Annotated in this window: 21 protein-coding genes; 10 read left to right on the top strand and 11 right to left on the bottom strand. The window is 63.7% G+C overall.

Annotated elements, in window-relative coordinates; all coding sequences use genetic code 11:
* Positions 1-15: 15 nt before the first annotated feature.
* Entirely contained in the window at positions 16-207 is a 192-nt protein-coding gene (locus tag SM755_RS01145; RefSeq protein WP_323171088.1) for an HVO_0649 family zinc finger protein, read from the bottom strand.
* A 269-nt stretch (positions 208-476) separates the two neighbouring features.
* On the opposite strand from SM755_RS01145, the gene SM755_RS01140 reads away from it, so the two are divergent.
* Together SM755_RS01140 and SM755_RS01135 are read left to right on the top strand one after the other, a co-directional pair.
* Positions 477-665, top strand: a complete 189-nt coding sequence (locus SM755_RS01140) for a DUF1328 family protein (RefSeq protein WP_323171087.1) — start codon at positions 477-479, stop codon at positions 663-665.
* Between the two features lie 163 nt (positions 666-828).
* Positions 829-2,751, top strand: coding sequence for an aldehyde ferredoxin oxidoreductase family protein (locus tag SM755_RS01135; RefSeq protein ID WP_323171086.1), 1,923 nt, complete (start codon positions 829-831; stop codon positions 2,749-2,751).
* Between the two features lie 134 nt (positions 2,752-2,885).
* Here SM755_RS01135 and SM755_RS01130 read toward each other — a convergent pair whose 3' ends face one another.
* The 5 genes from SM755_RS01130 to SM755_RS01110 all read right to left on the bottom strand — a co-directional run bounded on the left by SM755_RS01130 (position 2,886) and on the right by SM755_RS01110 (position 5,269).
* Positions 2,886-3,269 carry a hypothetical protein gene (locus tag SM755_RS01130; RefSeq protein ID WP_323171085.1) on the bottom strand — a complete coding sequence of 128 codons (384 nt, stop codon included), beginning with the start codon at positions 3,267-3,269 and terminating at the stop codon, positions 2,886-2,888.
* 6 nt (positions 3,270-3,275) lie between these two features.
* A complete protein-coding gene (locus SM755_RS01125) occupies positions 3,276-3,566 on the bottom strand; it encodes a hypothetical protein (RefSeq protein WP_323171084.1) in 291 nt (96 codons plus the stop codon).
* A gap of 58 nt (positions 3,567-3,624) precedes the next feature.
* The gene (locus SM755_RS01120; protein ID WP_323171083.1) at positions 3,625-3,948 is read right to left on the bottom strand and encodes an AzlD domain-containing protein; all 324 of its coding nucleotides are present in this window, start codon (positions 3,946-3,948) and stop codon (positions 3,625-3,627) included.
* Positions 3,938-4,846 (bottom strand): AzlC family ABC transporter permease, encoded by a 909-nt coding sequence (locus SM755_RS01115; protein WP_323171082.1) that lies wholly within the window; start codon positions 4,844-4,846, stop codon positions 3,938-3,940. The genes SM755_RS01120 and SM755_RS01115 overlap by 11 nt, the downstream gene beginning before the upstream one ends.
* Positions 4,847-4,966: 120 nt before the next feature.
* The gene (locus tag SM755_RS01110) at positions 4,967-5,269 is read right to left on the bottom strand and encodes a ubiquitin-like small modifier protein 1 (RefSeq protein ID WP_323171081.1); all 303 of its coding nucleotides are present in this window, start codon (positions 5,267-5,269) and stop codon (positions 4,967-4,969) included.
* Between the two features lie 104 nt (positions 5,270-5,373).
* Here SM755_RS01110 and SM755_RS01105 point away from each other — a divergent pair, with 104 nt between their 5' ends.
* Positions 5,374-5,709, top strand: a complete 336-nt coding sequence (locus tag SM755_RS01105; protein WP_323171080.1) for a hypothetical protein — start codon at positions 5,374-5,376, stop codon at positions 5,707-5,709.
* A 210-nt stretch (positions 5,710-5,919) separates the two neighbouring features.
* Here the strand turns inward: SM755_RS01105 and SM755_RS01100 are convergent, their stop codons facing one another.
* On the bottom strand, positions 5,920-6,195 hold the full coding sequence (locus SM755_RS01100) for a PadR family transcriptional regulator (protein WP_006110138.1): 276 nt from the start codon (positions 6,193-6,195) through the stop codon (positions 5,920-5,922).
* A gap of 187 nt (positions 6,196-6,382) precedes the next feature.
* Here SM755_RS01100 and SM755_RS01095 point away from each other — a divergent pair, with 187 nt between their 5' ends.
* The 4 genes from SM755_RS01095 (at position 6,383) to arcS (ending at position 10,831) form a co-directional block, all read left to right on the top strand.
* Positions 6,383-6,943: an NUDIX hydrolase gene (locus SM755_RS01095; protein ID WP_323171079.1), complete on the top strand. Its 561-nt coding sequence runs from the start codon at positions 6,383-6,385 to the stop codon at positions 6,941-6,943.
* 147 nt (positions 6,944-7,090) lie between these two features.
* Positions 7,091-8,566, top strand: coding sequence for a tRNA guanosine(15) transglycosylase TgtA (gene tgtA / locus SM755_RS01090; RefSeq protein ID WP_323171078.1), 1,476 nt, complete (start codon positions 7,091-7,093; stop codon positions 8,564-8,566).
* Positions 8,567-8,614: 48 nt separating this feature from the next.
* Entirely contained in the window at positions 8,615-8,977 is a 363-nt protein-coding gene (locus SM755_RS01085) for an RNA-binding protein (protein ID WP_323171077.1), read from the top strand.
* Positions 8,978-9,040: 63 nt separating this feature from the next.
* Complete coding sequence (gene arcS / locus SM755_RS01080) at positions 9,041-10,831, top strand: archaeosine synthase subunit alpha (RefSeq protein WP_323171076.1); 1,791 nt, start codon at positions 9,041-9,043, stop codon at positions 10,829-10,831.
* A gap of 282 nt (positions 10,832-11,113) precedes the next feature.
* Here the strand turns inward: arcS and SM755_RS01075 are convergent, their stop codons facing one another.
* Positions 11,114-12,184, bottom strand: a complete 1,071-nt coding sequence (locus SM755_RS01075) for a PQQ-binding-like beta-propeller repeat protein (protein ID WP_323171075.1) — start codon at positions 12,182-12,184, stop codon at positions 11,114-11,116.
* A gap of 555 nt (positions 12,185-12,739) precedes the next feature.
* Between SM755_RS01075 and SM755_RS01070 the strand changes: the two genes are divergently transcribed.
* Positions 12,740-13,012, top strand: coding sequence for a hypothetical protein (locus tag SM755_RS01070; RefSeq protein ID WP_323171074.1), 273 nt, complete (start codon positions 12,740-12,742; stop codon positions 13,010-13,012).
* A 137-nt stretch (positions 13,013-13,149) separates the two neighbouring features.
* Here SM755_RS01070 and SM755_RS01065 read toward each other — a convergent pair whose 3' ends face one another.
* Positions 13,150-13,272 carry a hypothetical protein gene (locus SM755_RS01065; protein ID WP_323171073.1) on the bottom strand — a complete coding sequence of 41 codons (123 nt, stop codon included), beginning with the start codon at positions 13,270-13,272 and terminating at the stop codon, positions 13,150-13,152.
* A gap of 216 nt (positions 13,273-13,488) precedes the next feature.
* Here SM755_RS01065 and SM755_RS01060 point away from each other — a divergent pair, with 216 nt between their 5' ends.
* Positions 13,489-14,091: an HdeD family acid-resistance protein gene (locus SM755_RS01060; RefSeq protein WP_006664607.1), complete on the top strand. Its 603-nt coding sequence runs from the start codon at positions 13,489-13,491 to the stop codon at positions 14,089-14,091.
* Between the two features lie 149 nt (positions 14,092-14,240).
* Positions 14,241-15,269 carry an LLM class flavin-dependent oxidoreductase gene (locus SM755_RS01055; protein ID WP_323171072.1) on the top strand — a complete coding sequence of 343 codons (1,029 nt, stop codon included), beginning with the start codon at positions 14,241-14,243 and terminating at the stop codon, positions 15,267-15,269.
* A gap of 43 nt (positions 15,270-15,312) precedes the next feature.
* On the opposite strand, the gene SM755_RS01050 is transcribed toward SM755_RS01055, so the two are convergent.
* Both SM755_RS01050 and SM755_RS01045 read right to left on the bottom strand, forming a co-directional pair.
* Positions 15,313-17,094, bottom strand: a complete 1,782-nt coding sequence (locus SM755_RS01050) for a bacterio-opsin activator domain-containing protein (protein ID WP_323171071.1) — start codon at positions 17,092-17,094, stop codon at positions 15,313-15,315.
* A complete protein-coding gene (locus SM755_RS01045) occupies positions 17,094-17,555 on the bottom strand; it encodes a response regulator (protein ID WP_006664610.1) in 462 nt (153 codons plus the stop codon). The genes SM755_RS01050 and SM755_RS01045 overlap by 1 nt, the downstream gene beginning before the upstream one ends.
* Between the last annotated feature and the right edge of the window lie 30 nt (positions 17,556-17,585).

Raw genomic sequence — 17,585 nt, 5'->3', positions numbered from 1 at the left:
GGACCCCCATTCTCCCTATCTAAGCCGCATTTCCCGCGTTTCAACGGCGTCACAGGACGGACAGACGAACTGATACTGCACGCGATCACCAGATGAACTGACCCGCCACCCACCACTCTCGTCGTGGTACCCACAGTGGCGACACGTGAGTTCGGTTTCGTCGAACTTCGCCCGCAGCCGGTCGAACGGGGAACGGTGGGTAGACATGTGTTATCATATAGCTTGGATGCTCTTAACCGTTTGGGAAGAGACACCAAGGGACAACCTATCGGACGAGTTCACCGAAATCCTGGATCAGTCGCCGTGACCGGCTAGCGAACGGGCATCCGTGCGATAGCGCGCGATGATCGATAGCGGCGTAGGGTGTGACCACGAAACGGGAAAGAGACCTTACTGGGTTGTAGCCTGTCGTTAGGCAGGTGAACAGTGAAAGACGGTCGACGGCGTTTATGTGAGTCGCTGTGCTGGGCCAGACTATGCTCGAGTTCACACCGCCGCTCCAGCTCGCCGGTGACGGCTTTCTGTACTGGGCGATCGTCTTTTTCGTCCTCGCGATCGTCGCGGCTGCAGTCGGTGCTCGGGGTGTCGCCGGCATCTCGATGGAGATCGCACGGATTTTCGTGCTGGTCTTCATCGTGCTGGCGATCATTGCACTCCTGTTGTGACTAGATGCGACTCTCGAAGACCCATTGAATCGCTCTCACCTGAACTCGATTGTACAGGCGGGCAGTTCGAGACACTGGTAACACTGGCTGTAACCGAAACCCGTTACCCGAGGGTGTGAACAACTAACACTCTGGCGGCCTTAATAAACGATGAGGGATTACCATGACTGAACTCGGTGGTTTCCAGGACCGGCTCGCTCGTATCGATCTGTCGGAGGGAACGATCGACTACGAGTCGATCGACGAGGAGGATGCGCAGAAGTATATCGGTGCACGCGGGCTCGGAGTAAAGCACGTCTTCGACCAGGGGCCGGACGTTGATCCGCTCGGACCGGACAACCTGCTCGCGTTCATGAACGGGCCGCTGTCGGGCACGCAGGTGACGATGAGCGGGCGGATCGCCGTCTGTACGAAATCGCCGCTGACCGGCACGGTCACCGACAGCCACCACGGCGGCTGGTCCGGCGCTCGCCTGAAGTGGGCCGGCTTCGACGGCCTGCTCGTTGAAGGACAAGCGGATGACCCCGTCTACGCCTACGTCGAGGACGGCGAGGTCGAACTCCGCGACGCCTCCCACCTCTGGGGGGACGGCGTCCACGAAACCCGCGACCGGCTCGAAGAGGAAGTCGACGGCTCCTACGGGAAGAACCTCTCGTTGATGGCGATCGGCCCCGGCGGCGAAAACGAGGTCAAGTACGCCTGCATCGTGAACGAGGACGACCGGGCCTCGGGCCGCGGCGGAACCGGCTGTGTGATGGGGTCGAAAAACCTCAAAGCGATCGTCATCAAATCGAGCACGAAGATGCCCCAGCCGGCGGACCAGGAGACGTTCCGCGAGGGTCACCAGCAGGCCATGCAGGCGATCACGGAATCCGAGGTTACCGCGCCGAACGAGGGCGGTCTCTCGCAGTACGGGACGAACGTCCTGATGAACATCGGCGAGGAGATGGACGGCCTCCCCACCAAGAACGGGCGCTACACCTCGACCGAGAGCATGCGCGAGTCCGAGGGCGTCGATATCGACGCCGAGCGCGTCTCCGGCGAGAACGTCCGCGAGAACATCCTCGTCGACGAACCGACCTGCCACTCCTGTCCGGTCGCCTGCAAGAAGGAAGTCGAAGTGCAAGCGATGCACAAGGGCGAGGAGATGAACGTCCGAATGGAGTCCTACGAGTACGAATCCGCCTACTCGCTCGGACCGAACTCGGGACACACCGACCGCGACGCCATCGCGCTCATGATCGACCGCTGTAACGACATGGGCGTCGACACCATCGACACGGGGAACATGATGGCGATGGCCATGGAGATGACCGAAGAAGGCAAACTCGAGGACGAGGGCGGACTCGACTGGGGCGACCACGAGACCATGGTCGACATGATCGAGCGCATCGCCCGCCGCGAGGACGACCTCGCGGACCTGCTGGCCGAGGGCCCGCGCCGCGTCGCGGACCGCAAGGAGGCCCACGACAACTCGCTTGCGGTGAAGGGCCAGACGATTGCCGCCTACGACCCGCGCTGCCTGAAAGGCATGGGGATCGGCTACGCCACCTCGAACCGCGGGGCGTGCCACCTGCGCGGCTACACGCCGGCCGCCGAAATCCTGGGCATCCCAGAGAAGGTCGACCCCTACGAATACGAAGGCAAAGGCGAACTCACCGCCCAGTTCCAGGATCTCCACGCCATCAGCGACTCCTTCGACATCTGCAAGTTCAACGCCTTCGCGGAAGGCATCGAGGAGTACGTCCTCCAGTACAACGGCATGACCGGCCGCGACGTCACCGAAGACGAACTACTGCAAGCCGGCGAACGCGTCTACAACCTGGAGCGCTACTACAACAACCTCCTCGGCTTCGACGGCGACGACGACTCGCTCCCCGAGCGCTTCCTCGAAGACGGCATCCGCGGTCAGGGCGCAAGCGAAGGCGAGTTCTGTGAACTCGACGAAATGAAAGAGGAGTACTACGACTACCGCGGCTGGGTCGACGGCGTCGTCCCCGATGAGAAACTCGACGAACTCGAAATCGATGTCGGGCCTGGAACGGGCGTCTCGGCCGACGATTCGGCGGCTCCGGCCGACGACTGAACCGCGGTCCCAACCCTCGCTGTCCGCTTCCGATCCGATCCGTTTTGCCTCGTCTTCAGTAGTTCCCGGCTAGAAACCCTTCGTGACCGCCGCTGCATCCCGGGAGAACGGGCCAAAATCCACCCTCATCCCACTCACGCTGGATCTGACTCGCACTCGGATTCCACTCCGATACACACCGCCTCCCGAATCTCGAACGCCGTCTCGAACTCATCCTCACGATCCATCCGTCGGCCAGCACGTCGTACCTGCTCTTCGTGCGCCCGGCGAACCGCTGCGGTCTCTCGCTCGCTCATCCCGAGTTCAGCGCCGAGATCCTCCCAGTGACCCCACTCGACGAGAAACGCCTCGGTGAACTCGTCGGCGTAGAGGCGTTCGAACTCGTGTCGGTAGTGCGCAAGGCGTTGGGAAAGGAGTGCCTGTGCGTCGTCGACGAGTTCAGGGAGGCGCGACGGTGGCACGCTCGCTTTGGCTGCGGTGAGCAGGAGGACCTGCCCGTCGATGGGGTCGGTGCTCACGCTCGTTCAGCCTCCGGCACGCATGGCCTTTTGAGCGAAGGTGTCGACGAGTTCGTCGAGCGGTGTGCTCCCGTCGGCGTCGTCGCTCGCATCACGTTCGAAAACTATCGTCAACTCGGTAAGTGTCAGCGTCGGTCCGACGTCGACCGATTCCGAGGTGATCGTCGCCGTCCAGTCGTCGGCTTCGACCGTCGTTTTGTCGCCGTCCTCGACTCGTTCGCCGCCGAGATTTGAGAGGTACCGAACCGCGAGCCGCTCGGAAATTCCGCGAAAGGACCGCTCGATACGCCGTTCCATGACGAGTGTTCGTCGTCCGAACGGATAAATTCGCGTGCCTGTCCTTGCGCTTCGAGTCTCAGAGAACCATCCGAAACGCGACGACGGCGATGACGCCGGTACACAGCGCGAGCAGGATACTCTCGGTCCGCCACATGACGAGCAGGACGGCACCTCCAGCGGCCCACTCCGCTGGGCCGCCCGCCGCGAGTTCAGGTCCGATCACGGCGACGACGATCGCGCCGGGGAGTACGGTGAGGCCCGCTTCGAGACGGTCGCTCAGTTCGAATCGGCGGACGAGCCAGATACCGCCGACCTTCGTGAGGAACGTGATGAGTGCCATCGCGAGGACGACGGCGACGACGAGCGGGTCGAGGGAGAGGGTGAGAGCGTCACTCGCCACGGCGGATCACCTCGACGGTGGCGGCGGCGAGGCCGCCAAGGAGGATGTACCAGCGGCCGGGAACGAGTTCAGCGGTGACGAGTGCGGTGGCGAGCGAGACGGTCCAGGGGAGAAGCGAGGACCGGCCCTCCCAGAGTTCGGCGGCGAGAGAGAGGAAGACGGCGACGAGGATGAAGTCGAATCCGTACGCGGTCGGGTCGCCAACGACGCCGCCGGCGACGGTGCCGACGATCGTCGCGCCGACCCAGGCGAGCCAGATGGCGATGCCGCTACCGAGGAGGAATGCGCCGTGACCGGTGCCGGATTTCAGCGAGCGCATGGTCAGCGCCCAGTTCTCGTCGGCCATGACGAAGAGGCTGCCGTAGACCTTGGTGGCGGAGAGGCGCTTGAACCACGGTTGGAGGGCGGCACCCATCAGGGAGTACCGAAGGTTAATCGCGAACGTGGTGACGAGCACGGCGGCGATCGGGAGCGGGTTGGCCCAGAGTTCGACGGCGACGATCTGCGATGCGCCAGCGACGACGGTTGCGCTCATGAGCGCGGCCTCGGCGACGCTCAGACCGGCCTGGTCGGCCAGGACGCCGAACGCGATGCCGTAGCCGCCAACACCGAGGGCGACCGGGATCGTTTTGAGAAAGCCGGCTCGAATACCGGTTCGGTCGAACGTAACGGTGGCATCCGGTTCGGTTGTGCTGGCTGCGGTTTCAGTGGCGGTTGCCTCGTTCTCGGCAGTGGGTGTGGCTGTCGTCGGTGACGAGTTCGGCCCCGCTGTAGCCGGCGTCACGTCGGCCGCCGCATCTTCGTGCTCGCGACCGTCTGTCCGCTTACTCGCGCGTTCGGACCGTCGTGTATCGGCCTCGTTGTCGGCGTACTCGTCAGTTTCCGGGTCGAGTTCCATTCGATCACTCCTCGGCGTAATTCGGTGCGTCGACGCGTAAAGCGTTCTCGAAACGCACGGCCAAAGAGAACTCGGTTTCCGAGCGGCGTCCGCCACCGGGAGCCGGTTCCGCGGTTCGGTTCATCGACAGTGGTCAAGGCAGCCGCCGGCGACCGGCGGAAAGATCGAGAGGACATCGCTGTCTTCGAGTTCAGTATCCGGGCCGGCCATGTGGGTGATATCACGGCCGTTCTTGAGGACGCTCAGTTGCTGGCGAACGGCGGTGCCGTCCTCGGAGAGGAGGTGGCCATCGAGGCCGTCGTAGGTCGTTTCGAGATCGGCGAGGACGTCGCCCACGGTGGCGTCGGCATCGACAGTGTGTGTTCGTTCCTTCTCGCCGACGGCGTCCCGGAACGTGGCGAAGAAGCGCAGCGTGAGTTCCATACGGGCTAGTTGACCGGCGATGGTATAAATGTCGACGCCGAGTGCGTGACGATCCACGCAGATGTCGGCTCAGCGTTTATTCGTTTCACTGACAGAGAGTCGGTATGACTCGTTCGACTGGTCCATCTCGGCGGCGATTGCTCGGGCTGACAGGAACGGCGGTTGCAACGGTACTCGTTGCGGGCTGTGGCGGTCCTGGGGAAGACGACGACGGGACACCTGAGTCTGAAGAAGAGACCGGCAACGGGCAGGATATCGAAGAAGAAGAAGGTGATGAAGAAGCCGGTACTGACGTGACTAACGACTCCGAGACTGAGAGCGGGAACGAGAGTGACGACGGAAACGGAAACGGAAACGAGAACGACACTGGCACCGACAACGAGAGCGGAACCGAAACCGGTTCCGACACTGAAACGGAATCTACCGCCGAGACTGGCTAACAGTTCAACTGCACCGATCCAGGCGGGGTCCGTTCGAGACAGTGGGTGGTTTGGATGGGATGACGGTTCAGATAGGACGGTTCTGATGGAGGATAGTTCGGATAGAAGAGGGCGGTTCAGATTGCGGTGACAGTGGAGAAACGGATCAAATTGCGGTAGCAGTGGAGAAAAACACCTGAGACGGTTCGAGCAGTCGCTCGCCAGCAGTGATCAGACGTCGACGTACTGATTAACCCACTCCTGACGACGCTGTAACACTCGTCGTCCCTTCGGTGTCAGTGCGTAGTAGTTCGTCCGGCGGTCGAGTTGGCCTTTCTCGATGAGTTCTTTCTCGACGAGGGTGTCGAGATTCGGATACAGCCGTCCGTGGGTGACCGGCTGGTCGATGTAGTGGTTGATATCATCGAGAATCGTCTGGCCGGATGGTCGATCCTTGCCTGCGATCACGTACAGCAAATCACGCTGGAATCCTGTTAGCTGATCCATGGATCATCCTCTGAATCCCAACCTTCATCGATTCGTGGTTTTGTTATAGAGCGAGTACACGCCTTCCACCGCGGAGAACGGACTCCATAGCGTCGATACAGGCCGCCACTGACCACGGCGATTCACCGCTCCGATTACCGGCCCGGATGACGTGGCGCTTTTGAGACACAGCGTCGTATCGAGCGATATGACAGCAGATCCCCTCGCCTGGGAGACCGTCGACCGGCAGGTAGCCTACACCTGTCCCGGCTTCGATATCGTTAACGAGTCCGTTCGCCTCCCCGACGGCACCGACACCGAGTTCGACTACCTCTCCGAACCCGCAAGCGTCTGTCTCCTCCCGTTCACGCCGGACGGCGACGTCGTCTGCATCGCCGAGTGGCGACAGGCCGTCTCCCGCGTCAACTACGGCCTCCCCGTCGGCGGCACCGAACCCGAAGACGACGACCTCGAAACCGCCGCCCGCCGCGAACTCGCCGAAGAAACCGGCTACGAAGCCGACCGTCTCGAATCACTCGTCACCGTCGAACCGGCAAACGGCATCGCCGACTCCGTCATGCACTTCTTCGTCGCCCACGACTGCCGTCCGACCGCCGAACAAGAACTCGACTACAACGAGAACATCCGCGTCGACCCGACGCCGCTCGACGAACTCGTAGACGCGATCGCTGCGGGTGAGGTCCGCGATGGACGAGCGGTTCTGGCCGTATCGTACTACGAGTTGTTCGGGGCGGGCGAGTCGGCGTAATTGGGCTGTGGCCGTCTCAGCCGAGGGACGACCACTGGCCGAGTCGAAAACGAAGACCGGTGTGTCTGCACCGCCGGTTAGCGAAGGGCACCCATCGGAACGCCGCGGAACGGAACGTTTACCGGTCCCCTCGCCAACACACGGTCGATGCGCGAGTGCTTCGAAATTCGAGCGACCGACGCCGGCGGCCGCCTCGGCGAACTGACCGTTCCACGGGCCGACGCCACCGTCGAAACGCCCGCCCTCCTGCCCGTAATCAACCCGAACCTGGACACGATCAGCCCCCGCCGGCTCGCCGACGAGTTCGGTGCTGAGATCCTCATCACGAACTCCTACATCATCCACGGCACCGAGGACGTTCGCGAGGAGGCCCTCGAATACGGCCTTCACGAAGTGCTCGATTTCCCCGGCGCGATCATGACCGACTCCGGCTCGTTCCAGCTCGCCGAGTACGGCGAGATAGACGTGACAACCGAGGAAATCCTCGAGTTCCAGCACGCGATCGGCTCCGACATCGGCACGCCCGTCGACATTCCGACCCCGCCGGACGTGTCCCGTGAGCGCGCCGAAGCCGAACTCGAAACGACCCAGGAGCGACTCGAAGCCGCCGAGGCCGTCGACACGGGCGAGATGCTCGTCAGCGCGCCGGTCCAGGGCTCGACCTACCCCGACCTGCGCGAGCGGGCCGGCCGCCACGCCGACGCGACCGACCTCGACGTCTTTCCCGTCGGCGCGGTCGTCCCGCTGATGAACGACTACCGCTACGACGACGTGGTCGACGCCGTCGCCGCCGCGAAACGCGGGCTGGGAGCCGACGCACCGGTCCACCTCTTCGGTGCCGGCCACCCCATGATGTTCGCCCTCGCCGCCGCGATGGGCTGTGACCTCTTCGACTCCGCCGCCTACGCCCTCTACGCCCGCGACGACCGCTACCTCACCGTTCGCGGCACTCGCAACCTGGACGATCTCGCGTACTTCCCCTGTTCGTGTCCCGTCTGTGCCGCCCACTCGCCCGCCGAGATCCGCGACCTGCCGGACCGAAAGCGAGAGGAAGCACTCGCCGCCCACAACCTCCACGTCACCTTCGCCGAAATCCGCCGGATCAAACAGGCCATCCGCGCCGGCACCCTGCTCGAACTCGTCGAACAGCGCGCTCGCTCCCACCCCACGATGCTCGACGGCTACCGGACGCTGCTCGATCACGCCGCCGAACTCGAGCGGACGGACCCCGTCTCGAAAGGCGCGTTCTTCTATACCTCCCACGAGAGCGCGCGCCGACCCGAAGTGCGCCGCCACCACCGGCGACTCGACCGGCTCTCGGTCCCCGATTCGCTGCTCCTGACGGAGGGCGACGCCCCTCGCAGCGACGAGTTCGACGCCTCCTGGCGCGTCGAGCCGCCGTTCGGCCCCTTCCCGCGGGCGCTCTCGAAGAGCTACCCGCTCACAGCCGAGGTACCGGACCGAACCGACCGCGCGGCCATCGCGGCCGCCGCGGACGGCGTAACCCGACTCGTCGAGTCGAATCCAGACACCGAGTTCACCCTGGCACACCGGGGCTGGCCCGCGCCGATTCGAGACCGGCTGCCGGCCCGCGTTGAACTCGTGGATCTGACCGGCGAGTGAAAAGTCGAATCAGAACAGCAAAGGTGCGAGCACGATCCAGTATCCGATATGCTCGGTGTAGCGTCGCTGGTGCTCGGTCTGCTCGTAATCGTCCTGTTCGCGTCGTGGGTCGTGCGGCGGGTTCGTGGCCCGGGCGGCTCGGCCGCTCAACGGAACTCGTGGGAAAGCCACAGGGAAGCCCAACAGCGCGAGCCGCCGGTCGAGATCGGCGACGAACGCGAGGTCGCGATTCAGGAGTTCTCCGAACACCACACGGGCGAGCGCCAGGCGGTCTGCAAGATCGAGGGCTTCGTCGTCTTCGTCGAGGACGTGCCCGCCCGCTGCGAGCCGACGGACGTGATCCGGATTTCGATCCTCTCGTTCAACCGGGGACACACGTCGGCGACGGCGAGGTACGTCGGTGGCGCATAGCACGACACACAGCCGGCGACCGACACCGACAGCCTCTTTCGCGCTCCCCCGCCCAGTTCTGGTATGACCGAGTACTTCGAAGTCCACGAGCGCGACGGGGCCGCGCGCGTGGGTGAACTCCGCCTCGATTTCGAGGCCGCGGCTGCCGAGTCGGACCCCGACCGCAAACTACCCCGAACGACCCCCGCGCTCGTCGACGACGTACTCGAGGACGCGGGGTCGCTCTGGTCAGCCGACCGCGAACTTCCCGCCGGCGACGACTCGCAACTCACCGTCCTCCCCCACCGGGCGTTTCCCGGCGGCACCGCCGAGGAGGTTCAGGAATCGTTCGCCGTCGAGTATCCGGATGTCGACTACCCGAGCGTCGCAGTGGTCTCGAGCGAGAGTTCCGCGGACCACGGCACCGACGCCTACGCGGTTTCGGACGTACAATCGTTCACCGGCCACGGTGCCGGACTCGTCGAGGCCGTCGTCGACGTTCGAAGCGAGATTCCGACCGACACCGCGCTGTTCTTCTCCGGCGTGGCCACGCCGCGAAACGTCGCCCTGCTCGCCTACGCCGGCGTCGACCTCTTCGACCGCACCGCCGCCGTCGTGAAGGGCACCGAAGGCCGGTACCTGACGACCGACGACGCCTACTTCCTCGAAGACCTCGAAGAACTGCCCTGTTCCTGTCCCGCCTGCCGGCAGCCCTGCGACGAGTTCACTCGCGAGGACTGCGTCGAGCACAACGTCAACGCGCTCGAGGCGGAATTGGGAATCGTCCGCCGGCGGATTCGCGACGGCCGCCTGCGCGACTACGTCGAGGGGCAGGCCCGCCAGGACCAGTGGCTCACCGCCGCGATGCGCGAACTCGATTCGCAGTGGGGCTACCTGGAGGAGCGGACGCCGATCCTCCGAGACGCGCAAATCGATGCGGCGACCGAGGACACCCTCCGTCGGGTCGAGATCCAGCGCTACGCCGACCGCGTCACGACGCGGTACCGCAACCGCTTCGACAACCCGCTCGTGTTGGTGCCCTGTTCCGCGGCGAAACCCTACAGCGAGTCCCAGAGCCACCGCCAGTTCCACGACGCCATCCAGTGGCGCGCCCACCTCGTCTCGATGACCAGCCCCATCGGCGTCGTGCCGCAAGAACTCGAGACGACCTATCCGGCCCAGCACTACGACACCGTCGTCACCGGGCGCTGGTCCGAGGACGAAAAGCAGTTCGTCAGCGCGGTGCTCCGGCGCTATCTCGAGCGCAACGACTACCCGCGGATCATCGCTCACGTTCCCGACGAAGGGTATCGGGACATCGTCGGCCGCGTCGAGGACGAACTCGACCTCGACGTGACCTACACCGTCGCGGAACACCCCACGGACGACGAGTCACTCGCGAACCTCAGCGAGGCACTCGCGGGCGAACTCAAGTACTCGAAGCGCGAGCGCGAGCACAACACCGTCCGCGCCATCGCCGACTACCTGCTCGGCGACGGAGCCGGCGACGAACTCTTCGACGACATTCAGACCACCAGCCGGTACCCGAAGATCCAGGTCCGCGACCGCGAAGATACCCAGTTGGCGACAATGGTGCCCCAGTACGGGACCCTCTCCTTTACCCTCGCGGGTGCCCGCCGGTGGGTCGACAGCGACGCGCCGGTCAAGCGCGTCGAAATCGACGGCTTCGTTCCTCACGGCAGCGTGCTCGCGCCGGGTATCGTCGACGCCGACGAAGAGATTCGCGTCGGCGACGAGGTTGTCGTCGAGGGACCGAAGGCGTTCGGCGTCGGCCGCGCCGAGATGTTCGGCCGCGAGATGGCCGAGAGTTCACGCGGCGTCGCCTGCGAGATTCGCCACGTCGAAGAGACGTGAGTAGGGTCCTTCATCTGTTGGCCTTTGAGGGCTCAGCCACGAAGTCCGCTCGGAAGAAATTAGAGAGCAGTTCGGAGTTCCTTCACAGTTTGACTGAGCAGGGGATTCGCGGCTCAGTAGCGAAAGGGACGAACGGGCTGTCGCGCTGCGTCTACACGTGACCGAGATGGGAGAAATAGCAGATCGGAAGTGGTCGGTTCATCCGAGAGACCGCCTGATGGCTGTCACAATTGGGCGCTGGTCACCCGCTTCTCCGTGGCGTTATCCGCCGACCGAGGCGGATCACTCGCGTAAGGCGACGATGTGATTGTCGGCCGTCGACGCGTACAGCGTCGAGTCCGCAGCGGCGAATCGGGCGGTTCCGATCGTGTCTCGCTCCCAGAGACGTTCGCCGGATTCGGCGTCCATCGCGGTCAGCGGATACCCGGCGTACACCGTTCCGTCGGCGACGATCGCGCCGGCAGCCCCACTCACGCCGGCGGTCCATCGTCGACTCCCGTCGGGCCGCATCGCGAGGAGTTCCCTGTTACTCGTCGCGATCGGCGCGACGATCGGTCCGTTCTCGGCAACGGTGATCGCGAACGACCCGTAATCGAGTTCAACTCTGTGTTGTGTCTCTCCGTCGGCGTCGTAGACAACCACGTCTCCGCCGTCGGCGGGAGGCTGGTACTGTGAAACGTAGATCAGTTCCTCTGCGATCGTTGGATGACGCGATTCGGTGGGGTCCTGACTCTGGACGCGCCAGCGTTCCGCGAGCGTTCGGCCTTCTCCCTCGTAGCTGGCGAGAATCCCGGAAAAGGCTGCGTACAGCATGCCGTTGGCAGCCGCCATGTTTCGGACCCACGTCTCGCGCTCGCGGACGATCTGACCAGTGTCTGCGTGGAGCGTCCAGTACCGATCCCGACCCGCGACGAACACGTAGCCGTTCTGCTCGTGAATACCCGTGATTTGGCTCGGTACGGTGGCTCGCCACTGCTCGTCTCCTGTGGGTGAACGCGCGACGAGCTTCGATTCTTGGAGCCCCCAGTGTAGGTGGTACAGGCGTCCATCGACGTACTTCAGCCCGGAAGCGCCGTCGGTATCGTGCTCCCACTGGTGCGTTCCGTCGGCGGCGTCGAGCGCCACCAGACGGTACCGTGTCGAGACGTACACTGTCCCGTTGGCGACGACGAGCGACCCGTCACCGAGCCGGTTGTCGAGGTCGTACCGCCAGTCGATCTCGGGTTCGGTTCGTGGTGGTGTTGCGTGCGGATTGTACCGGCGCTTCGCAGGGCCGTAGTCGTCTTCGGCCCACGTTCCCGGCCCGGGACGCCAGTCGGGGTCAACGCGGCGCTCCGGGGTACTGCGGCGCACATCTCCGAGGCGTTCCCGAGCCGTAGTACAGCCAGCGAGACCGACGGTCGCGGAGGATGCGGCCACGAGGACCTGGCGACGACGCATGGAAGGCACGGTAGATGCTCACTCCGCCACACTAAATATTTGGTGACTGTGTTGCTAATCGTACCCACCACCCCCATCCCATTCCTCCTTTGTGTCCGCGACTGACCGCGACGACTGACGAACCGCCCCCGTCTCCGCACGATAACGAGGGCACCCATCCGCCCACTTTCTTCACAGAAATTCCAGTAGTTATATTACTCTCCTTGCGAAACTGTCAGAATGGAAGTCACCTCCAAACGAATACGCGGGGGCATGCGTACGAAATGCCCCGGGTGCTACAACACCCGAGACGTGGCTTCCACTGCGGCTTGCAATGGTTGCCATGTTTCCATTACTGCTACCGAGACAAAAAGCTCTCGCACGACGGACAGGGATAGCTATCGCTCACGACCAGCGCACAGAGCCGTCTGGCTCCACGTACGGACCTGCACCGAATTGTATCCTCGCTCCCCAGCGGAGGCGGCGTCGATGACCGCGGAGTTCGACGACCCGGCCGGCGGGTCGATATCCTGCGATTCGCACACCCAGGATCCGACCGACCTCGACGCACACAACGAGACGGTCTGCTACCGCTGTGACCGGCCCATCGAAACCGACCGCTGGATTCGCCTCACCGCACGTCCGGGACCCGGTGTGACAGGAATCTACGAAGCCACCAGCCGGCCCTGCTGTCCCGACTGCGCGGCGGCCCTCGGACTGCTCGAGTTCACCGTCGATCCACGATCGGCGAACTCGAACTGACCGGTTCGACGGGTTCCGATGCCGTCGGCCGGACCGAACGGCTCGACCACAAGCGGACCGCGAACCGGTCGCGAGTTCATCGCGCCGGCTCACTCCACCGCGTCGACGGCAGTACAGTCACCGGCGACCGCAAGCGGTCAGCGACCGGGGCATTCTTTGAGCAGATGCTCGCGATAGATCGCGACCTGAACTCGGTCCCCACAGAGGTCACAGTGACAGGAAGAATCGCGTTCGTCCGTGTCCGCATCCTGTTCGACCATTACGAGTTGGTTTGCGGGCCACGGATGTAATCGACCGGGCTCTCGACAAGTTCTGAAACCGACACGACGTGTCGATACCCGCGACCCGACCAGTGGTCTCTCGGTCCCGGTCTGCCGGTGTCTCCAGTTTTCGGACCGGTCCATTCTCGGGAATTACTGTCAAAATATAAAAGCGTTTTATCTCCCTACACGCCCTACTCCCTATCGGAGACAGCAATGTCCTCGAACACAGTAACTACAGACGACGAACCGCACAGCTACTCTCTCAAGCGCGGCTGGCGAACGCTCGCCATCGCCGGGGCCGTCGTCGGCCTCCTCGGTCTCTTCGCGATCGCGTTCCCGCTCGTCACGGGGATCTCGGCGACGATCGCACTGGGCGCGCTGCTCGTGCTTAGCGGCATCGTCCACGGCGCACACGCCGTTACCGCACGCGGGTGGAGCGGCTCGCTCTGGCAACTCGCACTCGGAATCGTCGCCGTCGTCGCCGGCGTCCTGCTGCTCGCAAACCCCGTTATCGGCCTCCTGACGCTCACGATCCTGGCTATCGCGTACCTGCTGGCCGACGGCATCGCCGAACTCTGGATGTCGATGCGGATGGCGGACCAGCCCGGACGCATGTCCGTCGCCGCAAGCGGCGTGCTCTCGCTCGCCCTGGCGGTCCTGCTCTGGGCCGGCTTCCCGGCGGATGCGACCTGGGCGATCGGCCTGCTCGTCGGCGTGAGCCTCTTCATGACCGGCCTCTCGATGGGTATCGTCGCCATCGGCGGCCGGAACATGGACGAGACGAGTGCCGCCGCGAGCGAACCACGGAGTGCATGAGACGCCGGCCGACCGATCGAACCGGTCCCGGAACATTTTGACCTGCTTTTGCTGCTCGCTACGTCGCTTACCAGTGTCACGCTCTGTGTCACCTCCTCACAGTCGTATAGAAGCGAGCAGTTATTCGGCCTTCACCCCGAATCATCGGTGTGAACCTCTCGATTGTCGATCTTGCACCTGTCCCTGATGGAGCGAGTGCAACCGAGGCCTACGAGAACACCGTCGAACTCGCACAACTGGCCGAGGAACTGGGGTACTCGCGATTCTGGGTCGCCGAACACCACAGCATGGCCGACTCGATTGCGAGCACGACGCCCGAAGTCCTGATCGCCCATCTCGCGGCCAAAACCGACGCGATCCGCGTCGGCTCCGGAACGGTGTTACTCAACCACTACAGCCCGTTCAAGGTCGCCGAAACGTTCAGTTCGCTCGACGCGCTCGCACCCGGCCGCATCGATCTCGGACTCGGACGCGCCACCGGCAAACCCGCCGCCGACCGCGCGCTTCGGACCGAGCGACGCAAGCGAAACCCCGACGAGGACCACGCCGAGAAGATCGAAGAAACCGCCAACCACCTCTACGACGAGTTCAGTGCGGACCATCCGTACGCCGACCTCCAACTGGCTCGCTCGGCCGAGGATGTCCCGGAAATCTGGGTGCTCGGCTCCAGTCCCTCGAGCGCGAAAATCGCGGGTGAACTCGGGCTCCGCTACTGCTTTGCAGCGTTTATAAGGCCGACCCTCGCCGTGCGCGCCTTCGAGACCTACTGGGAGCACTTCGATCCCGCCGCGTCGGACGCCGGGGTCGACGAACCGACGGGAATGCTCGCGGTGAACGTCGCCTGTGCCGACACGGACGAGGAGGCCGCACGGCTTCGGGCGAGCGCCGAGGCGTCCTACAAGCGCATGCAACGCGGTGTTACCGGATCGACGCCGACGGTCGACGAAGCGATCGACGAACTCGGTGGCGTCCCCGACCCGACACCGCAGTCGCTGCCGCCCGGCGAGTGGCCCCGCGCGATGTCCGGCAGTCCGGAGACGGTGGGAACGCTGCTCGACGAACTGACCGACCAGGTCGGCGTCGACGACGTGATCGTCCAGAATCTCATCGCGGATCACGACGACGTGCTCCGCTCGCACGAACTGCTCGCCGAGGCTGTCGGATTGGACGCTCAGTAGGCGATCGCGCCGCGCCTCACCCACTCACAACAGCAAGCCGGGGCTACTCCCCGAGAGCCGAATCAAAAAACTTCCGCTCTGCGGTTCGGAGATGCTGATTGAACGTCGCCGGCGCGATGCCGAGGCGGTCCGCGATCTCCTCGCCCGTACTCTCGCGCGGCCAGTCGAAGTACCCCGCAAAGTACGCCGTCTCGAGGGCCGCTCGCTGTTTCTCCGTGAGATCGTCCTCGAGCACACCCATCATTCTCCGCCCGGCTCCCGATCCACCCGACCCCGAATCGTCCCGCTCGCTCCGCTCCGTCGTTCGCTGTGCGAGATAGGTCGCATCGTCCCGGTGGTCTTTGATCAGTTCGATCATCTGGCGCGTATCCCGGCCGCGCGGGAGTTCGACGACGAATCTGAACTCGGAATCTGCGATCGTCGCCGACTCGACCCGGCCACCGTGGGTCGCAATCGCCTCGAACAGCGAGGCCGCAGCCGGTATCACGAGTTCGAACTCGAACTCATCGCGCTTTACGGAAAGGAATCTGACAGTGGTGACGCCCTCGCTTCGCTCGATGGCCTCTTCGAAGGCTTCCTGTGAGATGTCCCGGGCCGTCCCGTATGCAAGCAGCGCCTCGTCACCCCGGACCAATTGCTTGATCGAAATCGTCCGCGACTCGGTATCAGTCAGCGCGACCAGTTCCGGAACCATCTCTTCGAGTCTGAACTCGAGTTCGATGACGGCGTCGCTGACCAGCGCGTCGCGGCGTTCGATCGCGGTGATCGCGTGGGCGATCGTATCGCCGATGCGGGCGAGAATCTGCGTCTCCGGAGCGGTAAACGCGCGTGGAGACGAGGCATACACGTTGAGAACACCGTAGATGAGGTCCTCGTGGATAATCGGGATCGATGCCGATGACTGGTAGCCGCGAGATTCCGCTTCCTCGCGCCAGGGCTCGAACTCGGGGTCGCTGTCGACGTTGTTTGCGACCTGCACAGTCCCAGTTCGAACTGCAGTTCCCGCCGGTCCCTGGCCGGTCGGCTTGTTCTCGTCAGTACTGATCTCGACTGCCTCGAGATAGCCGTCCTTGACGCCGGCCGTTGCCTTCGGGACGACGTCGTCGCTTCCCGGGTTGATCTCGCCGATCCAGGCGAAGCGGTAGCCGTCCGACGCTGTCAGGCGGTCACAGACCTGTTGCTCGAGTTCAGCGCGCGTCTCGGTAGTGATCACTGCGTGGATAATGTCGTGACCGATATCGTTGAGGCGGTTGATCGCCTCGAGTTGTTCGCGCTGGCGGCGGCGTTCGTGCTCCTGGCGGGCGCGTTCGATCGCGTGGTGAATCGTTCGAACCAGCAACTCGCTCGTCACTTCGTCTTTGACGAGGAAGTCCTGTGCTCCCTGCTGGATCGCCTGAATACCGACTTGCTGGTCCCGCAGACCAGTCAACACGACGATCGGCGTCGTATCGCTCGCTTCGGAGACGGTTTCGAGCGTCTCGAGTCCCTGGCTGTCCGGCAAATTCAGATCGAGCAGGACGACATCGACGGCACCGTGCTCGAACGTCTCGAGGCCGTCTGCCAGCCGACTTTCGCGGGTTATCTCCGGTGTCTGCTCGGCAGACTCGGTCGAACTGACCCGCTGTGCGAGTTCTTCCGTATCCCGGAGCATTTCCTCGATCAACCGCGCATCGCCGGGATTGTCCTCGATGAGTAACGCTCGAAGCGTCTCGGATTGCTCCGGTATCGCGGTCGTGGTATCGAGTTTGTCGTGTCCGTCCGATTCGGTCGTCGTTTCGCTCTCGGACTGATTCCGGCCCTCGTTCTCACGGTCACTCTCTGTCATTACTGATCACGCTCCGATGGCAATCGAACCACCGAAAACCAGAACTTCTCAAAGGTCCGTACCGTCTCGATGAACTCGTCAGGATCGACCGGCTTCGTCAGATACGCGTTTGCATGCAACTCGTAGGACGTTGCAATATCCTCCTCCGCTCGTGAACTCGTCAGAACGATTACCGGAATCGAATGGAGTTCAGCGTCGTTCTTGAGTTCTTCGAGCACTTCCGTCCCGTCCGTCCGCGGTAGATTGAGATCGAGCAGGATCAGATCCGGACGCGGTGCGTCCGCATACTCACTGCGCTGATAGAGGTACTCGAGCGCTTCGGCCCCGTCGGAAACGACGTGCAGTTCGTTCTCGATTCGTCCCTGCTTGAACGCTTCCTCGGTGAGCCGAACGTCCCCCGGGTTATCCTCTACTAACAGGATCTGTACCGGCATCGATTTGGCCGCTCGACCGTCAGTCATCGGCCCATCCGTGTCGCCGTCGCTTCTGAA

This window comes from Natrialba sp. PRR66 (assembly GCF_034808065.1).
GTDB classification, from domain to species: Archaea; Halobacteriota; Halobacteria; order Halobacteriales; family Natrialbaceae; genus Natrialba; species Natrialba aegyptia.
The sequence above is the reverse complement of the archived record's forward strand: the minus strand, read 5'-3'. Positions and strand labels throughout refer to the sequence as shown.